The organism is Neoroseomonas lacus, assembly GCF_014644535.1.
In the GTDB taxonomy this organism is placed as follows: Bacteria; Pseudomonadota; Alphaproteobacteria; order Acetobacterales; family Acetobacteraceae; genus Neoroseomonas; species Neoroseomonas lacus.
Genome location: NZ_BMKW01000002.1, coordinates 267807 through 291264, shown reverse-complemented (window position 1 = coordinate 291264; position 23458 = coordinate 267807). Strand labels below are relative to the sequence as shown.

Here is a 23458-nt window from a genome sequence, read left to right as displayed (position 1 = left end):
CCCGGAAGCAATGATCATTATCGTGGACGACGACGCGGCGGTGCGGGAGTCCCTCGACAGCCTGTTCCGTTCCGTCGGTTTCGCAACGCGGCTCCATGCCGCCCCCGCCGAGCTGCTTGCGGCACCGCTGCCGGATCTGCCCGGCTGCATCATCCTCGATGTGCGGCTGCCGGGGATCAGCGGGCTGGACCTCCAGGGCGAACTGGCGCGCAGCGGCATCGCACTGCCGATCATCTTCATGACCGGCCATGGTGACATACCGATGAGCGTCCGAGCCATGAAGGCAGGCGCGGTGGATTTTCTAGCCAAGCCGTTCAGGGACCAGGACATGCTTGACGCCGCCTCGGTGGCGATCACGCGCGACCGGCAGCGCCGTCGCGAGACGCAGGCGGTGGACGGTCTTCGCGCCCGATACGAAACGCTGACGGCCCGCGAGCGCGAGGTGATGGTCCATGTCGTCGACGGGCTGATGAACAAGCAGGTCGCGGGTCGGCTGGGACTCAGCGAGATCACGGTGAAGATTCATCGCGGCAACGCCATGCGGAAAATGCTGGCAAGGTCCCTGGCCGAGTTGGTCCGCCAGGCAGAGACATTAGGCCTGCCACGACCATGATTGGCGGGGGCAAACCTCCGTATGATTCCATGCCCTTCCGCGCTGCGCCATAACCGACCCACGCCGCGCCGGGTATTGTCCCGAGCCATGCGGTGCGGAGGTACGTCTCGATGCATCCCGTTCCCCTGATTGCCGTCGTCGATGATGACGAGGCCGTACGGGGTTCGCTCTCGAGCCTGCTGCGGTCACTGGGCTATGGCGTGCGCTGCTACGGCTCTGCGGACGCATTCCTCAGGACCGAGGAACCTCGGCCGCCGGCCTGCCTCATTCTCGACGTTCAGATGCCGGGGATGACCGGGCCGGAGTTGCAGGTAAGCCTGGCCGCCTCGGGCCGTTCGATCCCGATCATCTTCATGACCGGCTTCCCCACCGAGGCGGTGCGCCAACAGGTCATGCAGGCCGGTGCCCGTGCGTATCTTAACAAGCCCGTCGATGGCGACACCATCGCGCAGTGCCTGGCGCACGCCCTTGCAGACGCATGTGTAGCAGGACCTTCGCGCGTCGATCCGGCCGCTTCATCCATGTGATCAGGCTTCTGCCGGCCCCGCCGCCGTTAGGAATGGCAAACAAGCGTGGTGTCACGGAAGCCGCGGATCGATCCAAGAATCAGAATGGCGACTGACGAGCGCTGGGTTGTCCCCCGAACAGCCGCTGGATGGTCTCGTCAGTAGGAAATGAGGTCCGTCCCATGGGTGATGATGCCGCCATGCTGTTCCCCGTCGCGAGGCCTGCGGATGCCACGCCCGCAATGCGGCCGCCGGTCGGGCGCACCAGCGTCCTTGTGTGCCATCCGCGACACGCCGTGGCGGCATCCCTCCTAGGGGTGTTGTTTCTTGCCGGCGGCGTCGTCCACCGGGACCACGCGCGCCGGTTCGACGCGATGGACGACGCCTTCATCACGGCGGGACCGATTGCCATCGCACCCCGAGTTTCGGGCAACCTCATGTCGCTCCCGATCACCGACAACCAGCATGTCGGCACCGGCGACGTGATCGTGCGCGTCTGCGCCACTTGACGCTGGGCGGCACACGCCACGACGCGCCTGAAGCCGGAGGTCCGCATGATTTCAGTCCAGGCAATCGATCCTGATACCGGCATCGCGGCGCGCCGCATGCCGATCTATCTGGATCACCATGCGACGACCCCACTCGACCCCCGCGTGCAGGACGCCATGCTGCCATTCTTCAACGCCCTATTTGGCAATGCCGGCTCTGCCGAACATCGATATGGATGGCGCGCGCAGGAAGCGGTCGAGGATGCCCGGGCCCGGGTCGCGGCACTGGTCGGGGCGCGATCCGCCGAGATCGTCTTCACCTCAGGGGCAACCGAGGCCAACAACATCGCCCTGATGGGTAGCGGTGACCACGCGAAGCGGCATCTGATCACGACTGGCATCGAACATGCCTCCGTGGCGGCTTGCGCTGCCGAACGCGAACGCCGAGGCGGTCCCATCACCATCCTTCCCGTCGATCGCGACGGCCGCATCGATCCGGCACAGGTCGCGACGGCGATCCGGCCCGACACCGGACTGATCTCGATTGCCTTGGCTAATCACGAAATCGGAGCCATCCAGCCGCTTGACGATATCGGTAACCTGGCGCGGCGGCACGGGATACTATTCCATGTCGATGCCACGCAGGCGGCCGGACACATCCCGGTCTCCCTACCCGCGCTGCAGGCTGATTTCCTTAGCCTTTCGGCCCACAAACTGCATGGACCGACGGGTGTCGGTGCACTCGTCGTGACCCGGCAGGCACGCCGACATCTTCGCCCCATCCTCTTCGGCGGCGACCAGGAGCGCGGCTTCCGACCCGGCACGCTGCCAGTGCCGTTGATCGTTGGCTTCGGCGCCGCGGCGGAGATCGCGCGCGAGGCGATGCCCGAGGAGTCTTTGCACCTCGCCGCGCTGCGTGGCCGGCTGCTCGACCGCCTGGCCGTCCTGCCGGGATTGCGCGTGCATGGCGGAATGCGATTCCGGCTGCCGGGAAACCTCAATGTCGGATGGCCGGGGCTGGTGGCGCGGGATCTGATCGACCTGCTCCGCGACCATGTCGCCCTCTCATCAGGCTCGGCGTGCGGATCGGCGACGCTGCACCCCTCGCCAGTGCTGCGAGCGATCGGATTGACGGCGGAGGAGGCCTTGGGCGGCCTACGCTTCGGTCTCGGCCGCTTCACGACTGAAGCCGAGGTGGAGCGGGCCGCCACCGCCATCCTGCGAGCCGCACCGCTGCTTCGGCGGTAGCGGCCGCTACGCGCCCCTGATGCGATGCGGATGCGTGCAGATCGTCCAGCGATCGCCGCGCGCCCATGCCGCCAAGGTCAGCCCCGCTTCCGCCGCAACATCCAGCGCAAGTTGCGTCGGTGCCGACATGGCGATGAGCACGCCGATGCCGGCGGCCACGGCTTTCTGCACCATCTCGTAACTGCAGCGGCTGGTGATGAGCGCGAAGCCCTGCGCGGGGTCCGCGCCCTGTGTCGCCATCGCGCCGATCAGCTTGTCGAGGGCATTATGCCGACCGACATCCTCACGCAGCAGAACCACCTCACCGCCGATGGAGGCCCAGCCGGCGGCATGTACCGCATGGTCCCTTTTGCGCAACGCCTGCAGACCAGGCAGCCCCGCCACAGCTCGGCGGATCGCATCGCCCGCGACGGTCGGCCCCGTCCCGGCCACCTCACCGCCGAAGCGTATCTGGTCCAGGCTCTCGACGCCGCACAGGCCACAGCCGGTTCGCCCGACCAGATTCCTCCTCCGCGACAGCAGCGCCGCGAAGCGTTCGTAGGTGACGGTCATCTCCACGGTCATGCCCCGGAACGCCGGCTTCACCTCGATGTCCAGCAATTCGTGCTCGCCGGCGATAGTGCCTTCCGTCAGCGAGAACCCCAAGGCGAGATCCTCAAGGTCCTGCGGCGTCGCCATCATGACCACATGGGATAGCCCGTTGTAGGTCAGGGCCACCGGCACTTCCTCCGCGATCTGGCGCAGCGGCCGGGCACGGGGCGATACCGCGCCCGCGTGGTGCGAGGCGGCGAGGGCGATGCGCCGTTTCAAATGAAGCGCGGCGCTGTCCACCTGATCGATCATGGCCATCCTGGCTCCTTCCCGCATCGTCTTGCCTATCGCGACAACGGCCCACGGGCTTTCCAATCACCGATCCGGAAGCAGGCCAGACGCACGACAACGTCACGTGCATAGAAGCTGCTGGGGGAGCCGCGCAGGCGGCGGTGCTTCCCCTTATCGTCCCCATCATTCGGCTGCGACTACATGGCCAAGCCGCGCTGTCGAGCGATCCTTGTCCTCGGTCAGCGCCGACTGGCGCCACCGATACGGCGTTATCCCCACCACTCGCTTGAAGGTTGTTGTGAAATGCGCCTGAGTTTGGAAGCCAACCGCCAGCGCCACCTGCACGATGGATTCGTTTGTCTCCATCATCATCCTCCGTGCGTGCTGGATCCGGCGATGCATCACGTAGTCATGCGGCCTCTGCCCGGTCGCGAGCCTGAACTGCGCGGCGAAGTGCATCTCGCTCAGCCCCGCGGCGCCGGCGAGATCGGCAAGGGTGATCCGCTCGCCGATGTTGTCGTTCACATGCGATTCTACCTGGCGAAGCTTCCACTTCGGCAGCGGACAGACCCGCCGCCGGCTCGTCTGGGTAGTGTCCCCCCGAAGCGCGGCGAGGCGGCTGAGCAAGCTGGCGTGGAATGCATCTGTGTAGAACCCGCTGAGTACCTCCTCCGCCTCCTGTGATGGCAGCAAGTGCCGCACGAAGCTCGCCATCGCCGCATCGCCAGGGCCATCGCGGCGCGGCAGGAGGGCCTCAGTCATCAGATGGTCGTGGGCGGATGCGGGGCTCGCCTGGCGTCCGATCATCATCAGTCTGTTTCCCTCGCTATCGTATTGGTGCACCCATATGACGACAGCCGGGACCGTAGTGAAATTCTACGCTTGGGGGTGCGCGTCGAACCTGCGGATGGCGTGACCTAAACGAAAGGATGGTCGGGCGAGGCCAACTGATCGTCGTGTGGCCCGGCAAAGCGTGGTGCGATTAGGAAGCACGGGGCGGTCGCCGGAAAGTATGCAGCCTGACGCGCTTCACCATCCGGCGCGGCGTGAGGAGGTGACCATGGCCCACAGGCTTTCCGCACGGATCAGGTTGCTACTACTGCTCCTCGCGGTGGCCGCGCCGGGCAGCGCCGCCGCGCAGGTGGCTCCGATCCCGGTGGAAATCGCAACGCTCCGTCTCGCGGATGTCCCGATTACGGTGGAAGGTATCGGCACGGTGCAGGCGGCGAACACCGTCAGTATCCGCGCGCAGGTTGACGGCATCCTGCAGGAGGTACGCTTCCGAGAGGGAGAGAGGGTGCGCCCCGGCGACGTGCTGGGCCAGATCGATCCTCGGCCATATCAGGCCGTGCTCGATCAGGTCTTGGCCCGAAAGGCGCAGGATGAGGCGCAGCTCCAAAACGCGCAGCTCAACCTTCAACGCTTCGCCACCTTGGCCCGGGACGACTTCGCCTCCAGGCAACAACTCACAAACCAGCAGGCAATGGTCGCGCAGCTTCAGGCGCAGGTGCAAGGTGACGAGGCCGCCATCTCCCAAGCCCGCGTGCAACTCGGGTTCACAACGCTGACCTCACCCACTGATGGCATTACCGGCATCAGGCAGGTGAGCCCCGGCAACCTGCTGCGTGCCGCGGAGGCGACCACGCTCGTCGTCATCACCCAGATTCAGCCGATCGACGTGATCTTCACCCTGCCGGCCGGCAACCTGACCGAGATCCGGCAGGCGATGGCCCGCGGTGCGTTGGAGGCAACAGTCTTTGAGCGCCAGGGCGACCGGACGCTCGGCGAGGGAACCCTGCTGCTGGTGGACAACGAGATCGACCCCTCGACCGGTCAACTGCGATTGAAGGCGCGCCTGCCCAACGCGGACGGAGCCTTGTGGCCCGGCCAGTTCGTCACGGTGCGCTTGCTGGTGCGGACCGATGCGGGCGTACCAACCATCCCATCCAGCGCGATCCAGCGCGGCCCCGACGGATACTGGGTCTATGTGGTGGGGTCGGAGGCGACGGTCACGCCACATCCCGTGCGGCTCCGTCATCTCGCGGGCGGGATTGCTGCGCTGGAGGACGGCCTTCCCGTCGGCACGCGGGTGGTGTCCGCGGGTCAGTACCGCCTCCAACCCGGAAGCCGCATCCTGGCCACGAACAGCGCACCTGCGGCGAGGCCGGAGTGAACATCTCGGCTCCGTTCATCGTTCGGCCTGTCGCGACCATCCTGCTGATGGTGGCGCTGCTGATGGCCGGCCTCATCAGCTATCGGCTGTTACCCGTTGCTCCCCTGCCGCAGATCGATTTCCCGACTATCACCGTCACCACACAGCTCCCCGGCGCGAGCCCTGAAATCATGGCCAGCTCGGTCACGGCGCCTCTCGAACGCCAGTTCGGGCAGATCCCGGGCGTCTCGTCCATGACATCCAGCAGCGTGCTCGGCACGAGCATCATCACGGTTCAGTTCGACCTCAGCCGAGCCATCGACGGTGCGGCCCTTGACGTCCAGGCCGCGATCAACCAGGCCGCGGGACAACTTCCCTCGAACCTCCCAGCCCCACCGCAATACCGGAAAGTGAATCCGGCCGATGCGCCGATCCTCGTCCTCGCCGTGCAGTCGGACCTGCTGCCGCTCATCCAGGTGGACGATTACGCCGAGACAGTCCTGGCCGAGCATATCGGTCAGATCGAAGGCGTCGCTCAGGTCGGCGTCAATGGGCAGCAGAAGCCCGCCGTGCGCATTCAGATCGATACGGCAAAGCTTGCTTCGCTTGGCCTGTCGCTTGAGGATGTGCGCACCGCCATTGGGGCGCTGACGACCATTGCTCCACAGGGATCCTTGGAACGCAACACCCGCAGCTTCACCATCTACGACAATGGCCAGCTGCTGAATGCCGAACCCTGGAACGATGCGATCATCGCCTACCGCAACGGGGCGCCGGTACGCGTCCGCGATGTGGGCCAGGCCGTGGACGCCGCCGAGAATGAACGCCTCGCCGCCTATGCCAATGGCCGGCCGGCGATCCTGCTGGCGATCAGCCGCGTGCCGGGGGCCAATGTGATCGACACGGTGGAGCGGATACGTGCCGCCCTGCCGCGGCTTCAGACCGCCATCCCGCCCACGGTGACGATCAGCGTGCTGAGCGACCGGACACAGACCATCCGTGCCGCCGTGGTGGACGTCCAACGCACCTTGCTGCTGACAATCGGCCTTGTCGTCGTCGTGATCTTCTTCTTCCTCGGCAGCGCGCGTATGACACTGATCCCGACACTGTCGGTGCCCTTGGCGCTGGTTGCGACCTTCGGCGTGCTCTACGTGCTGGGCTACAGCCTGGACAACCTTTCACTAATGGCGCTCACCATCGCGGTGGGCTTCGTCGTGGACGACGCCATCGTGATGCTCGAGAACATCGAGCGGCATCGCCAGGCCGGACTTGCGTCCAGGGAGGCGGCGCTGCGGGGATCGGCTGAAATCGGCTTCACCATCGTGTCCATCAGCCTCTCGCTCGTGGCCGTCTTCATACCGCTCTTCCTCATGCCAGGGGTCGTCGGTCGGTTGTTTCGCGAGTTCGCCGTGACCGTTGCGGCCACGATCGTGATCTCGGTCATTGTATCCTTGACCCTGACGCCGATGATGGCGGCACGGCTTCTGCCACCACGGGGCGCGGCGTCAGGCCCAGGGGCGTTCCAGCGCATGTCCGAGCGCGGCTTCAACACACTGCAGGCCGGCTATGAACGCCTTCTGGATACTGCGCTGCGCCACCACGCGCTGACCCTCATGGTCTTCCTCGCGAGCATCATCGCCACCGGCGTGGCCTTTATGAATATCCCGAAGGGCTTTTTCCCGCAGCAGGATACCGGGCTGATCCTCGGGACCATCCAGTCCGCGCCCGAGACGTCCTTCCGCGAAATGACACGGCTTTCGCTGCGGCTTTCCAGCCTTGTGCAGCAGGATCCCGATGTCGCCACCGTGGGCCTCAGCCTCGGTAGCGCCGCCGGGCTGACGGAGAACCAGGGGCGCCTATTCATCAGCCTCAAGCCGCGTGACGACAGGGCCGCATCGGCCGATGAAATCATCCGCCGTCTCGCACCACAGCTCGCCGGCGTGCCGGGCGTTCGGAGCTATCTACAGTCCGTACAGGACCTCAATGTGGGCGGGCGTCTGGCGAGCACGCAGTACCAGTATACGTTGCAGGATGCCGATGCCGAGGCCCTCGACACATGGGCGCCTCGCATCGCCACTGCGCTCGGCGCGCTGCCGCAGCTGCGAGACCTGGCCAGCGACCAGCAGAGCGGCGGAACCACCCTTACCATTGAGATCGATCGTGACGCCGCGGGCCGCTACGGCATCACCCCCCAAAAGATCAACAACACGCTCTACGACGCCTTCGGCCAGCGCCAGGCCACGCAATACTTCACCCAGACCAACGCCTACCACGTCGTGCTCGAGGCGCTGCCGACGATCCAGGCTTCCGCCTCCGCGCTCCAGCAAATCTTCATCACTTCGCCGGTCACTGGCCGCCCGGTGCCGATGTCATCCCTGGCGCGCTGGACCACGCGGCCGACGCGGCCGATTGCGGTCAATCACCAGGCGCTTTTCCCTTCGGTAACCCTCAGCTTTAACCTTGCGCCCGGTGTGGCGCTCAGCGAGGCGGTCGCAGCGATCGACCGAAGCATGAACGATCTCCGGCTTCCAGGCGGCCTGCGCGGAAGCTTCCAGGGCAACGCCCAAGCCTTCCAATCCTCGCTGAGTAGCGTGCCGCTCCTGATCCTCGGCGCGCTGTGCGTCATCTACCTGATCCTCGGCATTCTCTACGAAAGCTTCATCCACCCGCTGACAATCCTATCCACCCTGCCGTCCGCGGGGTTGGGCGCGATTCTCATCCTCTGGGCCACCGGGCATGAGTTCGACCTGATTGCCATGATCGCAGTCATTCTCCTGATCGGCATCGTCAAGAAGAACGGTATCATGCTGGTGGACTTTGCTCTGTCCGCTGAGCGCAATGACGGCAAGGCGCCCGCTGAAGCCATCCGCGAGGCCTGCCTGTTGCGCTTCCGCCCGATCCTCATGACCACCGCCGCGGCGCTGTTCGGTGCCGTTCCGCTCATGCTTGCGACTGGAACAGGAGCGGAACTGCGTGTGCCTCTCGGCCTTGCCATCGTTGGCGGCCTGGCTGTGAGCCAGGTCCTGACTCTCTTCACCACGCCTGTCATTTACCTTGCGCTAAACCGGCTACGGCGACGCATTCCGAGTGACGCCGTACATGGGGATGGCATCCAACCTTGAACTACCGAGGAGGCTATTGAATTCCGCCGGCTCAAAGGCGAGCCCGAATGATGTGAGGCCGACGAGGTGCGCGCCTATGCATATCAAATCGATCTGCGCCAGGACGGGCGCATAGTCGGCGAGCATCGTTGGGCGTCTGGGTGCGGCCACGTGGTGTTCGACCCTTGGCACTGGGCTCCATTACTGGCGCGCAATCTGGTGCATGGCCTGCATCTGCCGGCAGAGCAAAATTACCCGATGGTGGGCCCGGACGAGGGACACGCCTTGCGCCCCGCGCGACCAGCCCGAGGCAGGCTTCGTCCGCTGCTGCTAAACCCAGCACGTCTCCGCGCGGCTCGTCGTGCTTCAACTTGATCATGGCGCCGCCGGCCGCCTGCAAAACCGTTCGTCTAGCAATTCATGCGAGAAAACTAGCTCTCAAACCGAGTGTTCCCAGACCATGACGCCTCGCCGATCACGAGACCGGGCCCAGCAACAGCTCGCCGCACGATCCCGACAAATCAGGTGCTCTGCCGGCGCAACCACGCGCCCGAGTTCTCATCACAGAGGCTCGGCATTAGAATTTGACGCGGGCATGTCCGACACGGGCTCGTATGCGCCTACCCCGTCCAATGACGACAGAATGACCAGGATTAGTTCCTGTTGAACTTCAAGAAAGGTCGCCTCTTGCGACGTCAGGATCTGAGCCGCGATGTCGATCTCGAGCGATGTCTCGGTCACAGCGACCAATCGAGCGCGGGGCCAGCCGGGTAGAATGGCGACGCTTTCATGCGCCTCCAGCTTTGCCTGGATATCCTCCAACAGAGCGAGAATCCTTTCGCGTTTGGTGTGGCGCGGAACCCCGATGCGGTGCTGGAAAGTCCACCGTTCGCGCGCGGAGAGGTTGGTTACATGCGTCTTCGCCAAGTCCGCATTCGGCACGGTCGTAATCCGGCCGTCGCTGGCCCGGATCCGGCTCGATCGCGGGCCGATTGAAACGACCTGTCCGGTCGCGCTGCCAAAGGCAATGATATCGCCAACCCGAAACGGGCGGTCGGCGAAGATCGAGACACCACCATAAAGATTCTCTACCGTGGACTGCGCGGCAAGAGCCAGAGCCACACCGCCGATCGAAACGCCGGCTAGCAGGCCGAGTGCTGGAATTCCTATGTCGTTCGCGCCAAGCATGAGGAGCCCGCCTGCGCAGAGCAGCGATCCGACCCGTGCAACGAGGCGAATCAGGTTTGCGTCGTACATTTCGTTTGAGAACAATGGTGAGGCGACAACCGCCTCGGCCAGCAGCCACCAGCCCAGCCATGCTGCCCAGGCAGCCGCAATGTAGAGAATGATGACCACTGTCAACATTCCGATATCTGACACGATGCCGGTCGGGATCACCTCAAACAGGACAAAGGAATAGGTGAGGACGGCCAGCGCGGCCATCAGCAAGGGCGTTGTGAACGAGACCGCATAGGATTTCCATGGCGAGAGCTGCGCGCTCCATTGCCGCACTCGGCGCCACCACATGCTGGTTACGCCTAGCGTCACGAGGAAGGCGAGAAGAGTCGCCAGTGCTTTCCAGAGCGGGGTCTCGTCGATGGTGAAATGCAGGAAGGCGGGTAGCGAATTGGTAGGCAGATGCGAGAGAAGCGGTCCGGTCGCACTGCGCTGCATGCCTCGCCAGTTAAAAATCACTGTATCGCGGACCGGGGGGTCATTGATGATGTCAGCATGCCAGCTCGGGAGGGTGGCAAGAGTATGGGCGGAGAATACGTAGTCGCCTGCGCGCACACCATCCGTCAGGCGAACAAGCCGAATCTCAGTGCCCGGCAGCGTCCAATGCGCGGGCGGGTCGCCCGAAGGTGAGCCGCCGGTATATTCGGGGAGCCGATTGAGGATGTCCGCAAGATAGCCGACGCCAGTGGCCGCGTGCTTGAGCCGGGTCGCCGCTGGCACTTCGCGCAGGTCGAAGACTGCGGTGCCGAGGCGGAGATGGGCGCGAGCGACCGCGATCTCATTGGCGTAGGTTGGGTTCTGCTGATAGGCACGGAACAGGCCTTCAATGCGCTGCGTCTCGGCAATGAAGGAACGATAAGTGCTGATCGGGCTCGAGGTGTCGAGCTCCGACTGCAATCCGGCGGCTGACGAAAGCCGGCATGCTGTCATGCAGGCGAGAAGCGCTATCAGTAGCTGCAGTAGTCGCATCGACCTCTACCCGAAATGCTTTGCAGACAACCCAGCGCGGGCGGTCGCGATACCGCCAATCGACATCGGGGGATGCGCGCCAGTCCCGCACGGCTACGGCGAGCCAATGTCGAGATGGCTTTGGTCGTGGAGGGCGACGCGGCACCGTGTCGCATGGACCTCGTACCCATCAGCTTGGTCTTCCGCGCCCATGCATTGTGCGATCGCTTTGTCGACGATGATGGCGATACTGCGAACGAATTCGCGGCGCAGAAAGGTGTGACTAAATCCGGGATCACGCGCGTCGCCCGGCTATCCAGCGATCTTGTGTGGCTGTCGGCGCGCCTTTCGCGCCCGAGGGTGCTCAGCAATGGCTTTGACGGCGGGACTTTTGGCTCGCCGATATCGTTGTCAGGCAATACCCGTCCGCATCACGTCGAGACACAGTATGTATGCTTTGCAGCGCTTCCTGCTTTTGCGAAGCGGTACAGAGTTGCGTGTTGTCACGGTGGAGCGGCCCCTAATGCGCCCGGACCCGTGGATAGCCCAGAGGTCCTGAGTTCAAGCGGAAGGATACGTCCATGCTAAAGCCCTTGACCGCGTTGAGATCATCACCCGAACCCACCGCCGCAAATGCTGCACGGTTGAGGAAAAGGTCCGGCTGATTCAGCAGACCGCGCAGATCGGCATGACGGTCTCCGCCGGCTCCCGGCTGCGCGCGCGCAGGGTCTCATCATGACCGATTTGCCGGCGCATGGGACCTCTGCGCCCGCGTGCTCACCTCATCGCGCCTCGCGCATCTTCGCGTGCCCGCGCATTGGCAACGATCTCGGCGAGCCGCGGACGTTCCAGCGCTACCGCCGCCTTGTCCAGGAAGCCCTCAATCGCGCGTTCAGCCCCTGACGAAGGCCAGCAAGTCCGGGTTGATCACATTGGCGTGGGTCGTCAGCATGCCGTGCGGATAGCCAGGGTAAGTCTTCAGCACGCCATTCTTCAGCAGCTTCACCGACAGCAGTGCGGCGTCGGCGATCGGAACGATCTGGTCGTCCTCACCATGAAGCACCATCACCGGCACGCCGATCGCCTTCAGGTCCTCGGTCTGGTCGGTCTCAGAGAACGCCCTGATGCCGTCGTAATGGGCGTTGGTGCCGCCCATCATCCCCTGCCGCCACCAGTTCTGGATGACGCCCGGATAGCTCGTCGCGCCGGGACGGTTGAAGCCGTAGAAGGGCCCGGTCGGGACATCGAGGAAGAATTGCGCGCGATTGGCGGCGAGCGCGCTGCGGAAGCCATCGAACACCTCGATCGGCTGGCCGCCGGGGTTCGCCGCGGTCTTCAGCATCAGGGGCGGCACGGCGCTGACCAGGACGGCCTTGGCCACGCGGCCGCGCGGCTCGCCGAACTTCGCGACATAGCGCGCCACCTCGCCACCGCCGGTCGAATGGCCGATGTGAACGGCGCGGCGCAGGTCGAGGTGTTCCGCCACAGCCGCGGCATCCGCGGCGTAGTGGTCCATGTCGTGGCCGAAATCCACCTGCTGGGACCGGCCATGCCCACGACGATCGTGGGCGACGACACGGTAGCCCGCCTTGAGGAAGAACAGCATCTGCGCGTCCCAGTCATCGGACGACAGTGGCCAGCCGTGATGGAACACGATGGGCTGGGCATCCTTCGGGCCCCAATCCTTGTAGAAGATGGAAACGCCGTCCTGGGTGGTGACAAAATTGCTGTGCATGGGTGTCACGTCTCGCAATGTGGGTTGATCGAGGGTGGCGGGTTTCGGCCGTGTCAGACTGCTCACCCACCGCCGGCCGCGGACGACAAGGCTTCTGCCTGCCGCAGGATCATGATGAGGCTGTCGGCATCGCGCGGGCCGTCGTATCGCAAACCGTTGATGAACAGCGTCGGTGTGCCGTTGACGCCGCTGCGCACGCCGCCACGGAAGTCGTCGCGGATCTTCTGGTCGAAGCGCCCGTCAAAGGCGCCCGCCACGACGTCCGAGGGCAGGCCCAGGCGATGGCCATAGGCGAGAAGGTCGCGCTCGCCGAGCGCCTCCTGGTTTTCGTACAGCAGGTCATGGGCCTGCCAGAACAGCCCGGCGCCAGCCGCCATCTCGGCGAATTCGGCGGCACGCAGCGCGTGCGGGTGCATCTCCGTCAGCGGAAAGTTGCGAAAGACGAAGCGCAGGCCGTCCCCCATCGTACGCTGGACGGCCTTCAAGATCGGATAAGCCTCCCCGCAATGGGGGCATTGGTAGTCGCCGTACTCGACGAGGGTGACCGCGGCGTTGTCGGCGCCCTGCGCATGGTCGCTGGCGCTGACCGGAATGCTGAGGCGGCTCATGCCACGGTCTCCGTCTTGCCGGTGCTCGCCGCGATGTCCTGCAGCGCTTTAAGGATGCCGTCGGCACCGGGGTTGATGCCGAGCGGGGAGACATGGCTCCATCGGATGACGCCATCCGCATCGATGACGAAAAGGGCGCGCTCCGTGATGCCCTCCTTCTCGCGATAGACCCCGTAGCGTCGCGCGACATCTCCCTTTGGTTCGAAATCGGCGAGCAGCGGAAAGTGCAGCTTGCGCTCCGCTGCGAAGGCAGCATGGCACCAGACGCCATCGACCGAGATGCCGACGAGCTGCGCGCCGAGGCCGCGAAACTCGGACAGAATCTCGTTGTACAGCGCCATCTGGTCACCGCAGACCGGGCTCCAATCCGCGGGATAAAACGCCAGGATCACCGGACTGCCCCGCAGATCGCCGAGGGAGATTATCTGATCGGGTGTCGCGGGCAGGCTGAACGCCGGGGCGGTTGCCCCGGCACGCAGCGCCGCATCGGGTTGGTGGGAGGACATCGGGGGAACCTCGCTGAGCGGGATGGCGTGATCAGCGCGGGGCGCGTGTCGATTCGAATAGGAACCAGGCGCGGCGTTCGGCTTCGTCGATCCAGACCTCGAGCAGGCTCGTCGAGGCGGCGTCATTGTGAGCCTCGCACACGGCATGAGCGGCGCGCAGGAAACCGACCATGCGGCGATTATCCTCGGCCAGCTCCGCGAGCATGCCCTCCGGCGTGACGTAGTCGGCGTCATTGTCGGACAGCCGCTGCAGGCGTGCGATGTGGCCAATCGAACGTAGGGTCGTGCCGCCAACCTTGCGCGCCCGTTCGGCCAGCGCGTCGGTGGTCGCGAAGATCTGCTCGCCCTGCTCGTCCAGCATCAGGTGGTAGTCGCGGAAATGCGGCCCGGACATGTGCCAGTGGAAATTCTTGGTCTTGAGGTAGAGCGCGAACATGTCGGCGAGTACGCCGGTCAGCGCCGCGGCGATGTCCTTCGTGGCATTTGTGCCAAGGTCGGTCGGCGTGCGCAGCGGCGCCGTCTTGCGGGTCGCGAGCGTGGTGTCGGTCATCGTGGCTCTCCGTGGTTCGGTTCCGTCCGCCGGTTCGTCCGCCACCGGCGTCGTGCCGGTCTGCGGGCTGGTCCTGACGGGCGTTGTTCCCGTGGCCAGAGTCTTAGAAGACTGCCTGCCGGGAATGAATCAGCGGGAAGCATCGTCAGACCATACTTTGGTGCTACCGGCGGGACCGTATGAGGTTTCGCATGCTCAACATGATCGACGAGTTCACCCGGGAATGCCTGGCCATCCGGATTGACCGGAAGCTGAAGTCGACAGGCGTGATCGATGTGCTGTCGGATCTGTTCATCTTGCGCGGGGCGCCGGGGCCATATCCCCTCGGACAATCGGCCTGAATTCATCGCCAAGGCGGTGAGTGACTGGATCGCCGCGGTTGGCGGGCAGGGGGCGTTCATTGAGCCGGGCTGGCCTTGGGAGAACGGCTTTTGCGAGAGCTTCAACAGCAAGCTGCGCGACGAGTTGCTGAATGGGGAGATCTTCTACTCGCCGGCCAAGGCGCGGGTCGTCATTGAGCGCTGGCGTCAGCACCAAAACACAGTGCGTCCACACTCGTCGCTCGCATACAAGCCACCTGCACCAAGTGACTTGAGCTGGCCGCCGACACGGGCTCAGCCTGCCATACCGGTCACCCCGGACGTGGCAGACAAGCGGTCGATACATTATTTTCCACCCCGGACCACGTCATGGGGGCAGGCCAGAATATGCGTTTTGCCGCGAATGTCGCTCAGCCGCCGCATCCGGGCCGGTTCCCTCCATGTGCAACCTCTACAGCAGTGTCTCCGACCGCAGGCCGTCCTCCAGCTTTCGAGGGCGTCCGGGGGCGCGGCCGGCAAACGATGCCGCGCCGGCAAGTGGGACTGCGCGACGGTGCGGATGACTTCGAGCTTCTCGTTGGCGGGGTATCTCACGAATTGGTTATCGCCAGCCGCGAGAATGTTTTTTTCAGCAGGCGTAGTTCAAGTACCTGTTCGGCCACGACCTCCTTCAGCGCGCGGGCTTCCTGGCGGAGTTCCTTGCCCTCGTCGGTAGTGGCTGCGCACGCAGTGTCGCCGGTCAGGCGGAGCTTGCCGGCCTTCAGGAACTACTTCGACCAGACGTAGTACAGGCTCTCGGCGAAGGCTTCGCGGCGGTACAGGCAGCAATGCTGTCGTCGACGCGTAGGTCTTCGAGGACGATGCGGATCTTGTCCTCGGCCGAGCGGGGCTTTGCGGGTCGCGCGGCGGATGTCGCGCACCACCTTTTCGGCCGTCGACCTTGAGGCAGGGGCGGAGGAATTCTGGCTCATCTTCACTCTCTTGGGGGTTACGATGAGCCAGAAATCCTCCGCTCTTCAACGTCGCCATCCTGTCTCAGAGGTGATGACGCTGGACACTCGGTATTTCCGTAAACATCGTATATCAGCAATCCAGGGCCGTTCAGATGGACGAAAGCCGCGGCTATTGCCGGCAAGGCGGTGCCAGCGACAACCGTTAAGCCGGGGCGTGATGCCTTGTAGAATTCCGCATCTGCGCAAATGAATCGGACCGTTGTTGCAGCGAGCATTGTAAGCGGTGCCCGCGTCCCGGCTTGCCTAGTTGGACTGGGGGAGCCCGGTAAGCGGTGGCTCCCCCCATTCGCAGTCCGAGAGTGATATGAACCTGATTCGTAACAAAAATTAAGACATCCCTAGTAGAATTCGAACTGACGCTTCATCCCCTTTACTGAAGGGTTGCGCACCCGCGGTCCAATTGGGATCGGAACTCCTCCAGGACGCGCTTGTAAATTGCCGACGTATCGGGGAGGCCATTAATGCGGCGCGCGAGTTGCTCGAGGCCGCGCGCTGTGACGTGCGCGCGCCTCCGCATGAAGCCAAATTCGACGGCAAACTGGGTAGCCACCCACGCGCCGCCGTTGGACCTTTGGATCCACCCGATCGTGCTCATGAAATCGAAGAGCTGCCGAAGCTTCGTGAAGCGCAGCATTTTCCCGACATCGGAGATGCAGAACTCGCCTTCGCTTGTCCCCACTTTTTTAAGTTCTACCTCGTCGCTATCCCAACCGACCACGCACATGATCCCTTTCTGTGCAAGCTAGAGATTGTGGCCTAGCTGTCGTGCGATTCGCTGCATTCCATCAATGCAACAATCGCGGAGCAGATCTGCCAAATTCGGGAAGCTCGTATGTGTGGGCTCGCTCCGCGCCGTTGTTGAGTGCGCGGGTTCGACCGTTGCTCGCCGCTTGGTTGCGCCGGCCATTGACGGGTCGACTAACACCGCGACCCTCCCGATGCCCTGCCGCGCCTACACGGTGCTCGCCGGCATGTCTCCTGTGCTGCGGCACTTATGTAGTCGAGCACCCATGCCGAGCCGTCGCCGTTCGGGGTACGGCTCGCTGGCAATGCCAGCAAAGCCGCTCCTGCTGCAGCAGCGGCAATCAATGGGGGTTAGCGAGTTTCCGAAAATTACGGCAACATCGATATCCGGTAAATTCGTTCATTACGTAACATCATTCCTTGAGGACCGCGATATGCCCGAAACCCGCCGCTTCGAATTCCATGTTTCAAAAGAGCTGGACGACAATCTGGATGCGTGGCGGCGTCGCCACCCTGACCTGCCGGACCGCTCGAAGGCTGCGCGCCTTCTCATCCAGCGCGGCATCGAAGCTGATGGCGTAGCGGAGCCTCCTCGTCTCGAAGCGGTGCCGATCCATAAGCCCATCCCCACCCTCACTCCGCCCCCGACCCCGACGGCGAAGCCGTGGCGCGATGCGCCGTGGAATGCCGCGTCTGTCCGCGACGACCGCACCATCCCGTGCAACGCGCGAATCAACGAGCGTATCCACGTCCAACTAGATTGGCTCCTGGGTGCAACCCGGCGCGCAAAGAGGGAGGTCGTTGAGGCCGCCCTTTCGCAGTACCTTGCGCAGGAAATCGCTAAACACGGGATTAAGGTGTAGTCGAAGCGGGAGCGACCCGTTCGCAACGGCACTCCAAATGCGGAAACTGTGCGGTGTGCAAAGCCGATCCGCGCGATCAATCTTACTGACACGGGTCCGCGCTACGCAGATCGCGGGCCAGCCCCGTTGATGCCCACCACCAGCACCCAGGGCGGGGGCGGCCAGCGAAGGCCGACGCCCCTGGCCAAGTCAACCCGCCGGCACCTACTGGCCGGACTGCTGGACCGGGCCCAGATCGGCGACGTGGCCGGGGCGGAGGCCCTGATCCGCCTCGGCTTGACGGCGGACGCGGCGGCGCAGAAGGGACCGCGCCGCCGCGTCCGCCCCACCGGCGAGTAGCCGCGCCATTTCCGCCGATCTCCTCCCCGAGATGTTCCACTGCGGTCTCATACCGAGCGTACTAAGGAATGACCGGTCGGGCTCAATGGAAGTCGGCCAATGATCGGATGGCCCGCCGCGATTGTAGCGGATGACCCAGCCCCGCAACGTCTGCCGGTCCATCCCCGCAATCCGCGCCGCCGCCTGTCGACTCATGCCCTCCCGCGCCGCCGCAATCGCCAGCAGCCGCCGCGCCACGCGTGGGTCACTCTCGACCTTCGCCAGTCCTCGCAGTTCACCGGGCGGCCTGTCCTCTCGGATCATCAGCGCTGACATGCTCCGCTCCCCGACGCCACACCCGCCAATGAATTACACCCGACCGCGTCGCCTTAAGCCCACGGGTCAGCCCTTCGTGCGCCGGGTATCAGGACATGCGCCTGGCGGTCACCCGTGGCCCGCTCACCGAACTGGCGGTGGTGACGAACGCCGCCATGACCGGGCGCCTCCTCTACGCCAGGGAAGCGCCTGGTCGCCGTCCGGCATTGTTCACCGGCTCGGATGGCGTAGCGCCGTCGCGGAAGATCGGGAGCAGCATTGCCTGCGCTGGCCTGCTCGCCGGGGTGATGACCGCCGTCGGCAGGACCGTCGCCACGCATCGAGACAATCAACAGCGCCGGCATCGTGCAACTGCGCAGCATCGCGAAGAGATTGCCGCAGTTGCCAACGCCCGATGACTGGATCGCCAGCACGGACCGCATGCCCCCGAGCCAAGCGCCAGAAATGACGCCCACCCCTTCCTCCTCGGTTGTCAGCGGAACGACGGTAATGGCGGGATCCGCCTCGCAACGGGCGATAAGTGGGGCGTTCCCGCCGTCGGGCACATGCGCCAGGAGACGCACCCCACGTGCGGTCAGCGCGGTATGAATCGCCGCCGGCCAGGCGCCGCGGGCAGTGCCGAAATCGTAGTCCTCAGCCATTGCGTTCACTCCGCGCGCAGCCCAAGCGAGGTGACCAGACCGCTCCAACGGCTTGTCTCCTCGCGGACATAGGTTTCGAGGCGATCCTCGCCGACGCTGGACGGCTCGGCGCCCTGCTGCTGCCAGACCCGCTGCACGGCAGGAGAGGCAAGGGCCGCACGTACCTCCGCCCGCAACCGCGCCAGGATCGGCACGGGGATCCCGGCCGGTGCCCAAAGCGCATACCAGGTGCCGGCATCGATCGCAGGCCCGCCCGCCTCGGACATTGTCGGGATATCCGGGAAGAGCGCCGATCGCCGCGATACTGTGAGGGCAATCGGCCGAAGCCTCTGCCCCTGGATCTGCGGCGCCGAGGTGCCCATGCCGTCAAACATCATCGGGCACACTCCGGCGAGCAGGTCGTTCATCGCTGGTGCGGTACCGCGATACGGGACATGCAGCATGCGCAGCCCGGTCTCGCGCAGGAACATCTCCGCGATGATGTGCTGAGATGTGCCACTACCAGAGGAACAGTAGGTCAGGCTGTCCGGCGTCGCCCGCGCGCGGTCCATCAGGGTACGAAGGTCGGTCAACCCCGAAGCCGGGTTCACCACCAGCACGTTGGGCACGACAGCGGTTATCGCCACCGGGACGAAATCCGCATCGATGCGATATCCTCGCTGCGGATAGAGCGCCTCTGCCATCGGCTGGTGTACGCCGCCGGACAGCAGTGTGTAGCCATCGGCCGGAGCGCGCGCGGCATTCAGCACGCCTATGGTGCCGCCCGCGCCGGCGCGGTTATCCACGACGACGGACTGCCCGAGTTGTGCCTGGAGTTGCGCCGCTACCGGCCGCGTGAAGCTATCTACCCCACCGCCCGGACCATAGGGCACGACGATGCGGATGGGACGGTCGGGCCAGGCGGGTGCCTGGGCAAATGCGGGGGCGGTGGCCAGGCCGAGTGCGGCTGCCAGGAGAATTCGGGTGCTCATTTGGGCGTCTCCTACGGTTTCGCGGCTCTTTCGGCCGTCTTGAGTAGCTTCCAGGTGGAGGTGGCGTAGGCGATCAGCAGGCCTGCGTCGTCGCGCGCCTCGGCACGTAGGAAACAAGTGCCGCCCCGCCGCAGAGCCTCTCCTCGGCAGATCACACGCCCGGTGTGGATTGCCGCTAGGAACTGCACCTTCATTTCGAGCGTCGTGCCTGCCCCTGCCTGGTTGTGGATCAGATGCCCCATCGCGATGTCGAGCGCGGTGGCGAGGACGCCGCCATGGAGCGTGCCCTGCGGATTGAGTAGGAAGTCCTCCGCGTCGAAGGCCACCTCGCAGGCATCGCCCGGATAGGTAATCTGGAGACCCAGGAACCGCGCGAGGAAAAAGTTCCCGAATTGTTCCTGGCGTCCGGCCGCCGCGCGGTCGAATGCAGCACGGGCCCGGTCGATATCCACCTCGCGGGTCACGCCGGCGTCCCTAGCCAGTCCTGCATCACTTCTGCCTGGTGCTGGCCGAAGGCATTCGCCCTCTCCATTGTCGGGGAGAAGGGAGCTCCCCTCGCGGAGATGGCCAAGGCGTTTGCGACGGACGCGGAAATGCAAGAGGAGATCCTCGCGCGCGCCCGTCCCCTCCCTGACCGGTTGAGGTCGAAGCTGACTGATCACGTCTCCCGCAAGACCTCGGCTTCCCCGAGCTTGCGGGCGCTCCTCCCGCAGTACGTCGCCGAAAGAAACCCTATCGTCAGGGCGTCCGCCGAGACGGGGTATCACCGCCGACTGTCGAGGGACGAACGGACGAGCCCGGAAAACCTGGGCCGCCTTGCCTCCGAGATTCGGGCCGTCGGACCCGACTTGGACGTCGTGCGCGGGGCGGCTATCGCGGCCGCGATCGAATGTGAATGCCTGGGAGAGGTGCTGGCGATCGCATCGCCCGAAGGCGGGCCAATCTTCTCCTCCCTAAGTCACCTCAGGATGGGCGAGAACGGACGACTGCTGACAACCCTTCTCCGTAAGTGGAGCTACCTACGCAGCGTCCTGGGCGACGACGTCATCAAAGGTCTTCTCCGCGACGGAGGTGACAATGGTTATATCTGGGACCAACTGGCCACGGAACTGACTGGCGGCTCCGATGCCCGGCAACCGTTCCTGGACTACTGCTCGAGCGTCGAGAATGCGTTGGAACCTTCCTCTTTGCGAGCGCTGGCGCGCCTCGCGCCACATACGGCGCTGTTACGCGACCACTCGCTCCGCGCTGTGCGCATGCGGCCCGGTCAAGCTAACCTGCACCAATACCAGCGAAGCGTGGAGGCCGGCATAATTCTCGGCACAAGTTTCTCCGCCGACGCGGAAGTGGCACGGTGTCTGCAGCGCGAACTGGAGACCGACTCCGTCGGGGTCGTTGTCGGCCTGACGATCGGCTGGCCGCGGAGCCCGGACCTCGCGTCTTACGAGCAGGCTGCTAGGGTACAGGGGATGCAAATGCCGCGCGTGAGCGCGCTGAGTCTTCTCTCCGTCTTCGGCACGTCTGAGGGACGGACAAGAGCCATCCTGCGTAGCATCGACGAGATCACGGGTGACACATGGGATTTGGTGCCCGAGGTCGTCGCGGCGGCGATCCGAATCCTTCGGGCGGACGAGGAAGTCGGGAGAACCCTCCTCACCCGCTTAAATGGCGACGACGCTACCGCAAGCGAAAGGGCGTCAATCCCCCGCCTGCTCGCCGCCGCCGGGGTGGAGGGAGAGGCAGTACGTCGTTGGAGCGAGGCCGCGCTCGCCGCGTCCAGCGAGAACTATTCGCTTAGGGACGTCGGTCTCGACCTCGTAACTGGGGATCACCGGCCAGTTCCCCATGCCCTCCTCGATGTGCTTCTGCCGTATGGGCCGGGTTAACAGAAGGCCGGCACCCCGGATGACCGCGATTGCAAGCACGGACAATCAGCATGGCCGCAATCTCCGGTAAGTCATTCGCCAACGGACTACACATCCAAGACACCGCGCATGGACTGCTCGTTCAACAAGGCGATATCGATGCGATCGTCGGGCTACGGCGTTGGCCGCGGTGGATTCAGAAGCATCTGCTTTCGGCAGAACATCATGGCGGACAAGAAGTCGCGGGTCGCATCATGCAGCTCCGGCTCCGTCCAACTGGTCGTGCCCTGGTGTGTCCCGACGTTGCGGTTCAGGACGACCCGGAGAAGGGTCTGGCCCAGTTCACGCTGCGGGACACCGGGCGGGATCGCCGCGATTCTGAGCAGTTGATCCGCGCGGGTGGTTTCACCCCAGGTTGCGACTAAGCCCCTGTTTCCGGTGAGAAGGCCGGAAACCTCTGAATCCTCACGCCAGAAGCGACGCATCTTCGCCATGAGCTGGTCCGGCATGGGCACGCCGACCTCACGAAACATATCGTTGAGAAGCAGTTCCACCGCGTCGCCAAGGGACTGCACCTCCTTGGACAAAGCCTCTCGATCGACAGGGTCACCGCTGAACTGGCGCCTTATGATCTCCGCGATCGACAGCGCCACCCTGAATGACTGTCGACGTTCAAGCCAATCGCACAGATCCGTCACGTCTGAACTGGTTAGGGACAAGGCGCCTGCGGCCGGCGCGTTGGGGAGTACGCTGTGCTGTAGCGCTTGCTCAAGACGCTCGCGTGCTCCGCGCCACCAGTCAGGAAAGACAGCATCGAGCGTGAGCCCGAAATGTCCTGTCACGCGCCCGACCCGTTGCGCCAGAAGTTCGCGATCAAGGCTGTAGGCCGTCATCGCCATATTCGTCGCCAGCGCAATCTGCCGACGGTATTCGGCCGCCAGCAAGGAGCGGTCGCGATTTCGCCACTCGCCCCAGCGTTCGCAGAGATATCGAATGAACTCGACTACTGAATCCTCGGTCGCACCGAGCGCGTCGAGCGCCTGTAGAGCCCTTTCGCGCTGGGCTCGGTCAAGGTCAACTTGCTCGATCTCGCTTACGGGGGCGGGCGGACCGACATGATGGAGGGAGATGGACCACAATTTGCGCCGCCGAACCTCAAGCGTGCGCGCTGCCGCATCAAAATATCCGCTCCACCGAGTTCCTGTCGTGAGGCCGCGAGGTGCCCAGTAGGGGATCTCGCGGAATTTCGGAAATCCCTGGAGTTCTGCGAGCGATCCATTGTGGACGATGGTGTTCACTTCGGTTCTGCGGGTATCAACGATCACCCGCACGCCCGTTTCAACGGCATCTGCAACCAGCAACGCTTGCCAGTCGTGATAGTAGGTATCCACGGCGCCATCCGCGAAGTGGCCCGGATGGCCAGGATTGGGCACCTCCGTCCTGAATAGCTCCCACGCTTCGAACGCTTCGACAGCGACATCTTTTGTGATGAGTGAAGCGCCCGGGGAGCCAACTACGTCCAGCGGGTGCTCCGCCTCGGCTTCGGCATCGGGACCTCTCCAGCGACGCAAAGCGCTCATCAGAGCGTCCGCCTCCGCCCTTGCTTCCGCCGTGACTGGCGGGTCGGGAATACCGTCATGGTCCTCAACGATCATCCCGCGCGGCCAGCGGATGCGAGCCACCGGGACCACCATTCGCTCGCATTCAAGAAACTCTAAAATCTGGTCTTGGAAGATATTCTCTCGGATCTTCAGATCTGCGAGCAGGCGGCCAAACTCGCGCGTGGATAAGTATCGTCCCGTCACCGCGCATTCCTCTGAGTGTTAGTGCCGATGATAGCTACGGCTTCGGGCATCAGGCCGGGCGGCATCGGC

The 23458-nt window shown here is 64.4% G+C and carries 22 protein-coding genes and 2 pseudogenes; 10 read left to right on the top strand and 14 right to left on the bottom strand.

What is annotated here, in order from left to right; all coding sequences use genetic code 11:
* Nucleotides 1–22: 22 nt before the first annotated feature.
* The 4 genes from IEY36_RS04780 to IEY36_RS04765 all read left to right on the top strand — a co-directional run bounded on the left by IEY36_RS04780 (nucleotide 23) and on the right by IEY36_RS04765 (nucleotide 2855).
* A complete protein-coding gene (locus IEY36_RS04780; protein ID WP_308423114.1) occupies nucleotides 23–613 on the top strand; it encodes a response regulator transcription factor in 591 nt (196 codons plus the stop codon).
* A 110-nt stretch (nucleotides 614–723) separates the two neighbouring features.
* Nucleotides 724–1140 (top strand): response regulator transcription factor, encoded by a 417-nt coding sequence (locus IEY36_RS04775; RefSeq protein ID WP_188965782.1) that lies wholly within the window; start codon nucleotides 724–726, stop codon nucleotides 1138–1140.
* A 161-nt stretch (nucleotides 1141–1301) separates the two neighbouring features.
* Nucleotides 1302–1628 carry a biotin/lipoyl-binding protein gene (locus tag IEY36_RS04770; RefSeq protein ID WP_188965781.1) on the top strand — a complete coding sequence of 109 codons (327 nt, stop codon included), beginning with the start codon at nucleotides 1302–1304 and terminating at the stop codon, nucleotides 1626–1628.
* A gap of 45 nt (nucleotides 1629–1673) precedes the next feature.
* The gene (locus tag IEY36_RS04765) at nucleotides 1674–2855 is read left to right on the top strand and encodes a cysteine desulfurase family protein (protein ID WP_308423113.1); all 1182 of its coding nucleotides are present in this window, start codon (nucleotides 1674–1676) and stop codon (nucleotides 2853–2855) included.
* Nucleotides 2856–2861: 6 nt separating this feature from the next.
* On the opposite strand, the gene fdhD is transcribed toward IEY36_RS04765, so the two are convergent.
* Together fdhD and IEY36_RS04755 are read right to left on the bottom strand one after the other, a co-directional pair.
* Nucleotides 2862–3704, bottom strand: a complete 843-nt coding sequence (fdhD, locus tag IEY36_RS04760) for a formate dehydrogenase accessory sulfurtransferase FdhD (protein WP_229681127.1) — start codon at nucleotides 3702–3704, stop codon at nucleotides 2862–2864.
* Between the two features lie 156 nt (nucleotides 3705–3860).
* A complete protein-coding gene (locus tag IEY36_RS04755; RefSeq protein WP_229681126.1) occupies nucleotides 3861–4487 on the bottom strand; it encodes a helix-turn-helix domain-containing protein in 627 nt (208 codons plus the stop codon).
* Nucleotides 4488–4737: 250 nt separating this feature from the next.
* Between IEY36_RS04755 and IEY36_RS04750 the strand changes: the two genes are divergently transcribed.
* Both IEY36_RS04750 and IEY36_RS04745 read left to right on the top strand, forming a co-directional pair.
* Nucleotides 4738–5850, top strand: a complete 1113-nt coding sequence (locus IEY36_RS04750) for an efflux RND transporter periplasmic adaptor subunit (RefSeq protein ID WP_188965780.1) — start codon at nucleotides 4738–4740, stop codon at nucleotides 5848–5850.
* Nucleotides 5847–8951, top strand: a complete 3105-nt coding sequence (locus IEY36_RS04745; RefSeq protein ID WP_188965779.1) for an efflux RND transporter permease subunit — start codon at nucleotides 5847–5849, stop codon at nucleotides 8949–8951. The genes IEY36_RS04750 and IEY36_RS04745 overlap by 4 nt, the downstream gene beginning before the upstream one ends.
* Nucleotides 8952–9491: 540 nt before the next feature.
* Here IEY36_RS04745 and IEY36_RS04740 read toward each other — a convergent pair.
* Complete coding sequence (locus tag IEY36_RS04740; protein WP_188965778.1) at nucleotides 9492–11135, bottom strand: mechanosensitive ion channel family protein; 1644 nt, start codon at nucleotides 11133–11135, stop codon at nucleotides 9492–9494.
* Nucleotides 11136–11849: 714 nt separating this feature from the next.
* Between IEY36_RS04740 and IEY36_RS04735 the strand changes: the two genes are divergently transcribed.
* A complete protein-coding gene (locus IEY36_RS04735) occupies nucleotides 11850–12017 on the top strand; it encodes a hypothetical protein (RefSeq protein WP_188965777.1) in 168 nt (55 codons plus the stop codon).
* On the opposite strand, the gene IEY36_RS04730 is transcribed toward IEY36_RS04735, so the two are convergent.
* The 4 genes from IEY36_RS04730 to IEY36_RS04715 form a co-directional block, all read right to left on the bottom strand.
* Entirely contained in the window at nucleotides 12007–12849 is an 843-nt protein-coding gene (locus tag IEY36_RS04730; protein WP_188965776.1) for an alpha/beta fold hydrolase, read from the bottom strand. The two genes, IEY36_RS04735 and IEY36_RS04730, sit on opposite strands and share 11 nt — an antisense overlap.
* A 62-nt stretch (nucleotides 12850–12911) precedes the next feature.
* On the bottom strand, nucleotides 12912–13457 hold the full coding sequence (locus tag IEY36_RS04725) for a DsbA family protein (RefSeq protein ID WP_188965775.1): 546 nt from the start codon (nucleotides 13455–13457) through the stop codon (nucleotides 12912–12914).
* Complete coding sequence (locus IEY36_RS04720; RefSeq protein WP_188965774.1) at nucleotides 13454–13963, bottom strand: redoxin domain-containing protein; 510 nt, start codon at nucleotides 13961–13963, stop codon at nucleotides 13454–13456. The genes IEY36_RS04725 and IEY36_RS04720 overlap by 4 nt, the downstream gene beginning before the upstream one ends.
* Nucleotides 13964–13994: 31 nt before the next feature.
* Nucleotides 13995–14513, bottom strand: a complete 519-nt coding sequence (locus tag IEY36_RS04715; protein ID WP_188965773.1) for a Dps family protein — start codon at nucleotides 14511–14513, stop codon at nucleotides 13995–13997.
* Nucleotides 14514–14695: 182 nt separating this feature from the next.
* Here IEY36_RS04715 and IEY36_RS04710 point away from each other — a divergent pair.
* A pseudogene (locus IEY36_RS04710) lies at nucleotides 14696–15108 on the top strand (integrase core domain-containing protein); the annotation flags it as partial.
* A gap of 241 nt (nucleotides 15109–15349) precedes the next feature.
* Here IEY36_RS04710 and IEY36_RS30550 read toward each other — a convergent pair.
* A pseudogene (locus IEY36_RS30550) lies at nucleotides 15350–15804 on the bottom strand (IS3 family transposase); the annotation flags it as partial.
* A gap of 412 nt (nucleotides 15805–16216) precedes the next feature.
* On the bottom strand, nucleotides 16217–16570 hold the full coding sequence (locus IEY36_RS04705; RefSeq protein WP_188965772.1) for a phage antirepressor KilAC domain-containing protein: 354 nt from the start codon (nucleotides 16568–16570) through the stop codon (nucleotides 16217–16219).
* A gap of 286 nt (nucleotides 16571–16856) precedes the next feature.
* On the opposite strand from IEY36_RS04705, the gene IEY36_RS04700 reads away from it, so the two are divergent.
* On the top strand, nucleotides 16857–17453 hold the full coding sequence (locus IEY36_RS04700; RefSeq protein WP_188965771.1) for a hypothetical protein: 597 nt from the start codon (nucleotides 16857–16859) through the stop codon (nucleotides 17451–17453).
* Between the two features lie 204 nt (nucleotides 17454–17657).
* Here IEY36_RS04700 and IEY36_RS31295 read toward each other — a convergent pair whose 3' ends face one another.
* From IEY36_RS31295 to IEY36_RS04680, 4 genes are read right to left on the bottom strand one after another with little or no spacing between them, the layout of a single operon-like run.
* Nucleotides 17658–18107: a helix-turn-helix domain-containing protein gene (locus IEY36_RS31295; RefSeq protein ID WP_188965770.1), complete on the bottom strand. Its 450-nt coding sequence runs from the start codon at nucleotides 18105–18107 to the stop codon at nucleotides 17658–17660.
* Between the two features lie 53 nt (nucleotides 18108–18160).
* Nucleotides 18161–18748 carry a hypothetical protein gene (locus IEY36_RS04690; protein ID WP_188965769.1) on the bottom strand — a complete coding sequence of 196 codons (588 nt, stop codon included), beginning with the start codon at nucleotides 18746–18748 and terminating at the stop codon, nucleotides 18161–18163.
* 5 nt (nucleotides 18749–18753) lie between these two features.
* Entirely contained in the window at nucleotides 18754–19719 is a 966-nt protein-coding gene (locus IEY36_RS04685) for a Bug family tripartite tricarboxylate transporter substrate binding protein (RefSeq protein ID WP_188965768.1), read from the bottom strand.
* Nucleotides 19720–19730: 11 nt separating this feature from the next.
* Nucleotides 19731–20183 (bottom strand): PaaI family thioesterase, encoded by a 453-nt coding sequence (locus IEY36_RS04680; protein WP_229681125.1) that lies wholly within the window; start codon nucleotides 20181–20183, stop codon nucleotides 19731–19733.
* Nucleotides 20184–20282: 99 nt separating this feature from the next.
* On the opposite strand from IEY36_RS04680, the gene IEY36_RS04675 reads away from it, so the two are divergent.
* Nucleotides 20283–21605: a hypothetical protein gene (locus IEY36_RS04675; protein WP_188965767.1), complete on the top strand. Its 1323-nt coding sequence runs from the start codon at nucleotides 20283–20285 to the stop codon at nucleotides 21603–21605.
* Between the two features lie 152 nt (nucleotides 21606–21757).
* Here the strand turns inward: IEY36_RS04675 and IEY36_RS04670 are convergent, their stop codons facing one another.
* The gene (locus tag IEY36_RS04670; RefSeq protein ID WP_188965766.1) at nucleotides 21758–23389 is read right to left on the bottom strand and encodes a hypothetical protein; all 1632 of its coding nucleotides are present in this window, start codon (nucleotides 23387–23389) and stop codon (nucleotides 21758–21760) included.
* Nucleotides 23390–23458: the final 69 nt, after the last annotated feature.